This window comes from Bacillus sp. AFS023182, assembly GCF_002560575.1.
Classification (GTDB): domain Bacteria; phylum Bacillota; class Bacilli; order Bacillales; family Bacillaceae_G; genus Bacillus_A; species Bacillus_A arachidis.
On record NZ_NTRO01000109.1, the window covers coordinates 1 to 9,240 of the forward strand.

Genomic DNA, 9,240 nt, shown 5'->3' on the forward strand with positions numbered 1-9,240 from the left:
GGTACATCTTCGATTTGAATCAAGATTTCCCCTCCCGTTGGAGTTGCTTCAATCGCATTTTTTAAGATGTTTATAAAAACTTGCTTTAATTGATTCCCTTCACAAAGGATGAATGAAGTATCAGATGTAAACTCAGTTGTAATTTGTATGTTGTTCATCATTGCTTGAGGCTGAAGTATCATTACAACTTGTTTCATTAATACATTCAGGTCATTTGTTTTAATTTCTAACGCCTGAGGTTTTGCTAACGCCATAAATTCATTAGTAATACTACCTATTCGCTCAATCTCTGATAACACGATATCTATATAATGCTCACTGCCCTTATTTTCCGTTGTTCTTAGCAAATACATGAATCCTTTCATTGCTGTTAAAGGATTATTAATTTCATGGGCAATGGCAGTGGCTAATTGACCAACTACAGCAAGTTTCTCCGATTTTCGTAATAACTCCTCAGTTTTTAACCGTTCAGTGATATCTCGAGACATACTCAAGAAAACGTTTTTGCCGTTCAAATTAAACACACGGACACCAAATTCAGTTGTCATTCTTTTTCCTGTCGGAAACACAAATTCATCTTGCAAAGTGAAAGAAGTATGTCCTTCTCTAATTTTTTCTAAAAATCTTTTGATCAATGGAGAATCTTGCGGAACAGTACTAGAAAATGGCATCGAGAGAAGCTCTTCTCTACTATATCCAAATCTTTTACACCCAACAGGATTTACCTCAATATATCGAGTTGGAACTTGATCCTCATTCAGTTCTACTACGTATACCGCATCCGTTGCTTGATCGATGAGTGCGCGGTATTTCATTTCACTGTCTCTTAATTGTTGATGTAATTGATGTAGTTCTCTTTCTGCTTGTTTTCTGTCAGAGATGTCCCTACAAATTCCTGATAAAGCAATTACATTTCCCCTTAAATCTAGAATAGGTGAAACCGTCAAGCTTACATCAATGAGAGTTTTATCTTTTCGTTGTCTAATTGTTTCTAACCTAGTAATAACAGGGTCTTTTATATTGTTGTTTTTAATCTCTTTTATACATTCTAAAGTTTGATCCATTAAAAAATCTGGTACGCAAGGTAATTTTTTTCCTAAGATTTCTTTTTCTGACCAACCAAATATCTTTTCGTAAGCTTTATTGGCTTGTATCATATGTCCGTCTAAATCAAATATAGTGATAGCATCTACGTTATGATTAATAAATGATTCTAGCCGTTCTTTCGTTACCTTTAGTTCATTTTCTGCATTTTTTCTTTTCGTAATATCAACGGTAGAACCAACCACCTCAATCACAGTTCCCTCTCTTTTCACAGGCCTAAGAGAGAGCAGCATAATAGTCTCATCATTTGGCCAAGGTAATTCGAAAGTGACTTCATTACCGTCCCATGCTTGTTGATAATATTTTAGTAGTCGAGGTACTAAATGGAATGGAACAATGGAGCGATCTATGGTAAGTAAACTCTTACCTACCACTTGTTCAGAGTAAAATCCATGTTGATAAAATAACTGTCCATCACATAAAGTATGAATAAAATTCCCATTCACTTTTTTGAATTTAAAAATACCTCCTTGCAGTTCATGGACGGTATCCCTTAATTCTTGCTTTGATTCTTGTAATGTTTCATTCGCTTTGGCTAAACTCTGTGTTAAACTATATAATTTTTGATGGGACTCCATAAGAAAAATACCAATTAATAGTCCTGAAGATATAAATAATGTACCCTGAATGTCAAGAAGGGTAAGTGATATAGATGGAAAAAAGAATTCAACCGCTAAATGGATTATAGTTAGATAAACAGCTAGATAAAGAAAGACGCTTTTAAAAGGATGGATATATTTAAAATATGTTTTAAATATAGTATATATAATACCTATCACTAAGGAGGTTATCAAAGCTGGTCCCCAATCGCCACCTAAGTAGAAGATACGCATAAATAAAATAAACATTAATGTGATCCAGCCGGCTGTACGGCCAAAATAAATAAACGAAATTATAAGGGGGACTACTCGAAGGTCATAAAACAATCCCATGTGCTTAAAATTAAAAATCATCAAAATAGCAGCTATAATACCTGCATATATGCCTCCGAATAACTGAATTGATTTAGAATCCATTTTTCCAATAAATACATGAATAAAAAAAGTTAAACTAACTAGGAAAGCAAAAATAGATAGATTAATGAAGAATCCTGTGAAAAGCATGTAATTTCCCTCCTCCCATTGAATACATTCGACAAAAAATAAGAGAATCCTACAAATTGTATGATTATTAGACTAATTATTTAGAATGATAAGATCGTTTTAGGGGGAGATGCAAGAAATCGATAGGACCTAGATATACGTAGATTATAATTAAAAAAGATGATCAATTTGTAGGAAAAACACAATCAAAAAACATTTTCAACTTCTTATTCTTAGGAGAAGCGTCTGCATTTGGATAATTATTAGATGGAATGCTGTGTTTAAGCTTTAGTCCCTTTCGTGGTTGCGAATAATTGATAAAGTACTTACCCTTAATCGGTACATTTTAGGCAGGCATATGTCATCATCAAAAAGACACTCATATGAGTGTCTTTTTGATGATGACATATTATTGCGCGTTGCATTAGTTCGATAAGACGTTAGGTTCCCAATCTAACAAAATTGATAAAGAAGAACTTATATAAGTTGTTCGTATTTATTTTATCATATTGGTAGTAGTTCACTTTCATGCAATTATGCATATTTATTTAAATGAGTGGTGATGAAATTCTAACTCTTTTTCACTTCGAAAAATTATATGTGCATTAAAAACGGTCTCTCAGATTTGCGCATTTATTATTTTAATCAACTTGATGATAGGATAGGTATTGAGGGAGGGAAAGTTCATTACAGTGTATAATAGAGTCCTTAAATTTAATTTGATGAATTTCAAAGGAGAATGGAGCAGTTTTTTTCTTTATTCTCAGATAAATCTTGTTATAATAACAAAGAAAGCGTATGGGTATAATGTATTATAAAAAAGAGAGTAGATAAAATGAAAACAACAGGAATAAATAGAAAAGTTGATGAATTATGTTTATCCAAACTTAAATCAAAAAACACTTAAAATATCAAGCTCCTAACATATTATATATGACTAATATGTTAGGAGCTTTTATTTTTGGTAATGAGTTTTGAGACTGAATTTGGATAGAAATAAGTAAAGTCCCATCAACGGTCGCTTTAGGTTCTTTCTTAATAGGCGGGGGTGGATATTTATGTTAAATAGAAGTGAAGTTGTGAAAATATACACTTAAACTAAAGGGCAGTTTAGTCTAAGAAGGAATATGTGGTTGGGATGAAGAATATGGACCATAATTAGGTGTAATAAAGGGTAGGAGTTCATAATGGAGATTGCTTTGATAGTCCCTATACTTATTGTGGAGCAGGAGGAGCTGTGAAATTTTATGATAGCACTTGGATACACACCAACTATAATAGCGATTTTTTTCGCTTGATTTTACGCACCATTAGTAGGAATTGTTGTTGTTTTTTTCTTCACATTATCGTTTTTCTTATGGGAATTTCAAAAAATTGAACAAACTTTTGGATATATTATAAAATCGTGGTAATTGAATATATAAGTTCTTGAAATGCTGTACTTAAACTATAGGGTGCGATAGTTTGAGATTACATTTCTGGGTAAATCAAAAATTTGAAGGTGGAACTAGGAGTTATTTATATAATGTGAGAAAGGCTGTGAAGTTAATTGATAGGTTATAAAGCAATGCTATTTGATTTAGATGATACCTTACTTAATAGGGGTAAGGCAGTAGAAAAAACTGTTTTTAATTATTTTAGAAAAGTGTTATGAGGGTGTTAAACACGCGGTTAAAAACAAAATGTTACAAAAATTTAAAGAGTTTGATAATGGAGCCTATGGCTATAGTGATAAAACAGAAGTTTTAGAATCATTTTTTGATGAATTTCCACCAAAATATAGATTGCCACACAATTACATTCAAGATTTTTGGAATAATAATTTTCCTCATTGTTTTTCTATAAACCAAAATACTATAAATTTCGTGGATACTATAAAGATGCAAGTTAAAGTTGCAATTATAACAAACGGCTCAACTCAGAGACAAAAAGCTAAAATAATTAACACTAATTTAAATAGTTGTTTTGATATAATAATTATTTCTGAAGAAGTGGGAATTAGTAAACCTGACAAACGCATATTTGAATTAGCATTAAATAAGCTTAATGTGCAACCGGAAGCCGCATTATTCGTTGGAGATGACATAGAAAAGGATATTGGGGGTTGTCAAAATGCAAATATAAAGGGCATATGGTTCAATCCTCATATGGTCAAGAGCGATACCGAAATAAAACCATATGCCGAGATCAATTCTTTTGATAGATTATTAAGCTATTTTACATGATAAACATAATCAGAAGTTGTTTTACTTCACATATAGAAAAAATTTAAGATCTATAAAGCGGTTTTAGCTCACAGCTGGGATGGAAATACTTCAAAAGAAGTTGAAAGAAGGCTTACTGAGTTGGAAAGCCAACTTGTTTATAGAATTGACGCTTTTAGAAATATAGAAGTTGATTTAGAAAAGTATAGAACGGCGATGGAAGCCTTATCAAACCAATTTATGATGACGTGCCCTAAATATTAAAAAAACACTCGCATCGAAGTGTTTTTTGCATTTTTCTCCTATATTCTGATAACAATTTGTATGATATATTCTTTGATAAATACAATCTTCGAACTAAAACCATATATACTATATAAACGACATACAATAAATATAATTAAAGGGGAATAGAACTTGATAAAACATATACTCAGTTTCATCCTTGGAACTTTTGTTATATTAATTGGTTCCTTTTGGGTCATTCCTTATACACTCGAAGCAATTGACAGCGACGTAAGCCATATTACTCATGAAAAAAAGTATTTTAGTAAGCTGTATGAATATGATATTAACCTTTGGATAATTGCAAACCTGATATTCTTGATTTTTTGTTTATTTACCTTATTTATATTAAAGTTACCTGATTATAAGAAGAACAGAAGTACTCATATAAAAAAATATCATCATACAAATCAGCGTAAAAAAGCAAAGAAACGACGTGGCAAATAATTATTTATTATAAAAAATAATTTATTCATTTTAGATAATATAAAAAGAGACCTATAATACTCGTTATTTATATTTGCGATTGCACTAATGAGTATGGCTGCGACTATGCAGGGAGTTTCAAGACATCATCTGTAAATGGCAAACCAATAGGTCTACTAGGGGACACTATACATTGCTATCAAGTTGAAAAATTAATTTTTTCCCAAAACGAAAAAAGTGAGCTGAACTCTCATAAGGGTCACTTTATCAAAAAAAGAAAATTGTATGTTTAGACATAAATACACCGGTTTCCAGTATATTTAGCAACCGGTGTATAGTTTACTAGTTAAAAGCAGGGCCTGTTCTTTAAGAAAATATCCCTACATAATGTGCAGGAGTCTAGATACAAGTAGACACAACAATTCTTCATACTACCTAGCTTTTAGCTCTTCAATTTTTAAAGTAAGCCCACTTCTTTTCGTAATTTCTATCGTTTCTTTCCATAGGCCATTTTTGTGATTAAGCCAATTCTCCATATATTCTCCTAAAATCATATTTATATATTGTTTGAAATTATTATCAATAGATTCTCGATCGAATAAAATATTATAAGAAATAGTAGTTACTACGCTAGCTTGTATTTCAATTTCTTTAAAAATAGGAGCCGGTAGTAGGACGTTATGTAAATTAGAAAAGTATAATGTATGCATCTTTAATTACTGGTAGAAACATCGAGCTTTTGACATCGATATCCCTTTTAAAACAACTCACTTCCTTTAACCAATACATAAAAAATTAATCTACTAGTTAGAGGATGATTTTTTTGAAAAAACACTTTTGTCCCTTTCAAATAGATTTCTGAACACATATTTATATACATCAACTCTATGATTTATGTAGAAAATATATCAAAAATAAGGGGATTTTATGTCAGAGCAAAACGAAATGAATCCTTATGAAAACCAAGGTGAAGAAAATCAGAATAAAGAAATAGGGGTTTCCGCTATAACGCCTTGTTGTAATGGTTGCATTCGAGTTGATCCTGAAATAGGATGTGCCGTAGAAGAAGGAACCAGCACTGCTAGTAGATTTGCTTCCCATGCAGAAGGAGAAGAAACAACAGCAGAAGGAAACTCCTCTCATGCAGAAGGAAACTCCTCTCATGCAGAAGGAAATAATACCATCGCAAGTGAAGACGCATCTCATGCAGAAGGAAACCGTACTACCGCAAGCGGAAGATCAGCCCATGTAGCAGGAGAACTAACCATCGCCAGTGGAAGCAATTCCCATGCAGAAGGAAATCAATACAACCGCCAGTGCATTTGCTGCCCATGCGGAAGGGAGCAGTACCATTGCTAGTGGAGATTTTTCTCACGCCGAAGGATTAGCAACCACTGCCAGTGGAATTGCTGCCCATGCGGAAGGGGAACAAACAAGGGCAGAAGGAAGGGGAGCCCATGCGGAAGGAACTAGTATGGAAGCTAGGGGACAATCTTCTCACACCGAGGGGGAGGGCTACAAGAGCCATTGGTGATTTTTCACACGCTGAAGGAGGAGGTTCACAAGCGAGTGGTGAATCATCTCATGCGGAAGGAAGCGGTACCATCGCGAGTGGAGACTTTTCCCATGCAGAAGGGAGAAGAACAGATACAGCCCTGCATGCAGGAGCCCACATTATGGGTAGATTCGGTATTGCAACGGATGATTATTCATGGCATTTAGCAAATGGAACTGATAATAATAATCAATCACTAGCAGCTAAAATTTTGAATAATGGAACGGGGATTGCTGATAACGGATGGGTTATAGGTAATGCTGATTATGCGGAAATGTTCGAAACAGTTGACGGTCAGCCGATTGATGTTGGTTATTTTGTTACCTTTGACAGCAAAAGCGATAAAATCCTAAAAGCACTTAAAAAAGATGACTATATATTAGGGATTACAAGCTCTACTCCTGCTGTATTGGGTAACAGTGGAGAATTAAGGTGGAAAAATAAATATGTTATGGATGAATGGGGCAGAGTACAATACCAAGATGTTGTTATTTCGGCAGAAATGGATGAACAAGGAAATGTAATTAGTCCCAAACATACTGAATCTCAGCCCATATTAAATCCTGAATGGAATCCTGCCGAAGAATACATTCCAAGGCTAAAAAGGCCGGAATGGGTGGCTGTGGGTCTATTAGGACAATTGTTAGTCCGTGATGATGGAACATGTAAGCCGGGTAAATATTGTATCCCGAATAATGAAGGTGTTGCGACATATTCCAATAAGGGGTATCGTGTGATGAAACGTACAGGACCGAATCAGATTTTGGTTTTGTTCAATGGGAATAGAATTACTTGAACCTACCGATAATCATTAGTTATATCACCCAACCTCTTTAATTCCGATAACAGGGATTATATGAATGAAAATTCCCTTCATTTCTTCTGAAGGGAATTTTTATATGTTTTGTGCTTGGTTTTAGGTTAGCGAAAAGAGTTTTCTTTTACAAACGGTTTAAATTTTTTTAAAACGGTGTGTATTTTTTTATAAACAATTAAACTTTATTTCAAACCAACAAGTAACGCTTCTTGTTTTTTCTGGATTTACTAATTCTTTATGGTGTAATATCGATAACTACGGATAGGAACGGAATTTGTTAGGAGGCGAATCTTTATAATAACGCTGGAGTTTGGATAAGATGTAAATATGTCTAATGACTTCAAACAGTTTCTTATAAACTAGAGGGAAATGTTTTTAAAGAAGCAGCATCAATGAAATAAAGATATTTTAGGAGGATTCTATGGATAATAAGGAAAAAGCAATAAGAATCTATGATTTAATTAAGAATGGTGATATAGAACAAGCGAAAGAGATAATTATTACTGATAAAAGTTTGCTTGATTTTGTAACACCTTTTGGAACGTGGCTACATGTTGCGACTAGAGCTGGTAAACTGGATATGATAAAATTTCTAGTTGAATCTGGTATAGATATTAACATAAATGAAGGTGTACCAAAGTCAGCGCCTATTGCACATGCAGCTAGTGAAGGTGAAATTAGTATTGTAGAGTACTTATTTGATAATGGTGCAATATTAGATGCTAGTGATCCAAATAGAAATCCACTATTCTCAGCGATTTATGGCGGGCACCTTGATATTGTAAAGTATCTTTTTCAGAATGGTATAGATATTACCGTTAAGTACACAGGGGATAAAATGAGAGATATGGGAGCTTATGAATTTGCTATAGAAAGAGGACAAACAGAAATTGCTGAATATTTAAAGCAGAAGATGGATGAAAAAGAATAGGCTGTTAAAAAGTACATACCCCATGATGGTTGTACCATCATAAAGTATTACGTGCAATGATAGAACAGAAAACGAAGTACGAACTTAGGCGAGATGACATTTTATTGGGCGATGAATATAATCACATGGAATGTATACTAAACTAATGAACTCGTACAAACTCGTAAGCTATAACATAGAAGAAATCCGCATATTGTTATTATAATGCATGAAATGATAAATTCCTTTTAGTGGTAATAGTGCGTATTTCCTTTGAGAGTCTTTTAAAAAGCTATATTTGACAGCTTTTTAAATTGTTTTTAGTGAAAAGATAAGATGTGAGTAGATTGCTATTAAGCAGTCTACTCACATCTTATTTATTATACAAGTGCAGGTTTAAATTCGTTTATCGTTTCTTGTTTTCCATTATTTGTATCCAAGTGTTGCTTTTGTTCCAGATTGAATCGTTCCATGATTGGCAAGTTGTTAACAGAAAATAAATATAAGTGGGGTTATGTAAACCTCTCTTGAATACAGTATATACTTTGAAATTTTGTAGGAAATGCTGGACAAGCATACAGGCACAACTATTAAAATCTTAATAGTATTTATTATAATGTTGAAAAGGAGATAGAATATGGGAGACCACTATAATAAATACTGTAAGCATTACAAAAATAGGTACGACGATCACTGCAGAGATAAGTACAATGATTACTACGATGATAAGTACTACAAGCATTGCAAAAATGAATGCGACGATCATTCTATTGAAATAAATGTAAATTGTTGTGATCATAAGAAAGGACCAACAGGGCCAACAGGGCCCACAGGACCAACAGGGCCAACAGGACAAA

At 33.4% G+C, this 9,240-nt stretch carries 6 protein-coding genes and 2 pseudogenes; 6 read left to right on the forward strand and 2 right to left on the reverse strand.

Annotated features, from left to right (window positions below; all coding sequences use genetic code 11):
• Positions 1-2,207 (reverse strand): PAS domain S-box protein (locus CN288_RS26850; RefSeq protein ID WP_141528023.1); only part of this gene is annotated, 2,207 nt, incomplete at its 3' end.
• Between the two features lie 1,546 nt (positions 2,208-3,753).
• Between CN288_RS26850 and CN288_RS26855 the strand changes: the two are divergent.
• Positions 3,754-4,411, forward strand: a pseudogene (locus CN288_RS26855) (HAD family hydrolase).
• A gap of 396 nt (positions 4,412-4,807) precedes the next feature.
• Positions 4,808-5,122, forward strand: coding sequence for a hypothetical protein (locus tag CN288_RS29935; RefSeq protein WP_026592388.1), 315 nt, complete (start codon positions 4,808-4,810; stop codon positions 5,120-5,122).
• 410 nt (positions 5,123-5,532) lie between these two features.
• On the opposite strand, the gene CN288_RS29160 is transcribed toward CN288_RS29935, so the two are convergent.
• Entirely contained in the window at positions 5,533-5,811 is a 279-nt protein-coding gene (locus tag CN288_RS29160; protein ID WP_176527752.1) for a hypothetical protein, read from the reverse strand.
• Positions 5,812-6,028: 217 nt separating this feature from the next.
• Between CN288_RS29160 and CN288_RS26865 the strand changes: the two genes are divergently transcribed.
• The 4 genes and pseudogenes from CN288_RS26865 to CN288_RS29325 form a co-directional block, all read left to right on the forward strand.
• Positions 6,029-6,460, forward strand: coding sequence for a hypothetical protein (locus tag CN288_RS26865; RefSeq protein WP_098303549.1), 432 nt, complete (start codon positions 6,029-6,031; stop codon positions 6,458-6,460).
• 98 nt (positions 6,461-6,558) lie between these two features.
• Positions 6,559-7,452 carry a peptidase G2 autoproteolytic cleavage domain-containing protein gene (locus CN288_RS26870; protein ID WP_176527753.1) on the forward strand — a complete coding sequence of 298 codons (894 nt, stop codon included), beginning with the start codon at positions 6,559-6,561 and terminating at the stop codon, positions 7,450-7,452.
• A gap of 442 nt (positions 7,453-7,894) precedes the next feature.
• Positions 7,895-8,404, forward strand: a complete 510-nt coding sequence (locus CN288_RS26875) for an ankyrin repeat domain-containing protein (protein ID WP_098303551.1) — start codon at positions 7,895-7,897, stop codon at positions 8,402-8,404.
• A gap of 616 nt (positions 8,405-9,020) precedes the next feature.
• Positions 9,021-9,240: pseudogene (locus CN288_RS29325) on the forward strand (hypothetical protein); the annotation flags it as partial.